This window comes from Xenorhabdus sp. PR6a (genome assembly GCF_028599065.1).
GTDB lineage: Bacteria > Pseudomonadota > Gammaproteobacteria > Enterobacterales > Enterobacteriaceae > Xenorhabdus > Xenorhabdus doucetiae.
Genome location: NZ_JAQRFJ010000195.1, coordinates 1 through 778 on the forward strand (window position 1 = coordinate 1; position 778 = coordinate 778).

Annotated in this window: 2 protein-coding genes; both read right to left on the reverse strand. The window is 57.1% G+C overall.

Going from position 1 to position 778, the window contains the following annotated elements; translation table 11 throughout:
• On the reverse strand, positions 1 to 298 hold a 298-nt coding region (locus tag PSI15_RS18300), incomplete at its 3' end, for a head-tail joining protein (RefSeq protein ID WP_182497274.1).
• A gap of 11 nt (positions 299 to 309) precedes the next feature.
• Entirely contained in the window at positions 310 to 708 is a 399-nt protein-coding gene (locus tag PSI15_RS18305; protein ID WP_000158919.1) for a DNA-packaging protein FI, read from the reverse strand.
• Positions 709 to 778: the final 70 nt, after the last annotated feature.

Sequence of the window (778 nt, forward strand, 5' to 3'; positions counted from 1 at the left end):
TTCCGCCATCATCCGGCGAAACCCGATCTACCCAGAAATTTTCCTCACCGATGGTCAGCGTGTCTCCACGCCGCAGCTGCCGCACCTCATCAGTCCGGACAAACAGGGACGGGCTGGAGCCTTCAACGCGCACGCCCTGTCCGGCATAGCTGATATTTTCAGGGTCATCAAAAACACCACGTATCACCGCACCTGACTGCTCACCGGATGTAATGGTGGCTGACGTTCCCATGTACCCGCGTATCGTTTCATCGGCGCGGGCAATGGCAGCATCGAACAGGTTATCGAAATCAGCCACAGCGCCTCCCGTTATTGCATTCTGGCCAGGCCGCGCTCTGTCATTTCGGCTGCCACACCGGCAGAGACACGAAACGCCGTTCCCGGCAGCACAAATGCCACAGGTTCATCCCGCGTGGCGTGAAGTGCATCAGTATGCAGCTTCACCAGTGCCACGACCGTGACCAGTTCAGACGTATCCAGAATCACGGTATCCGGCTGCGCTGATCCCACCTCATTTTCATGTCCGGTCAGCACATTTTCCCGGCTGAGAGGGGTGTCCTGACCGGCAGTTTCATCCGTGTCATCAAGCTCCTCTTTCAGCTCTGCCACACGGAGCGCCAGTTCTTCTTTCGTCCCCGTCAGGCTGACATCACGGTTCAGTTGTTCACCCAGCGAGCGGAGACGGGCAATCAGTTCATCTTTCGTCATGGACTCCTCCACAGAGAAACAATGGCCCCGAAGGGCCATGATTACGCCAGTTGTACGGACACGAACTCAT

Coding starts and splice junctions, on each gene's coding strand:
- PSI15_RS18305 (WP_000158919.1), bottom strand. CDS start 708: ATGACGAAAGATGAACTGATTGCCCGTCTCCGCTCGCTGGGTGAACAA.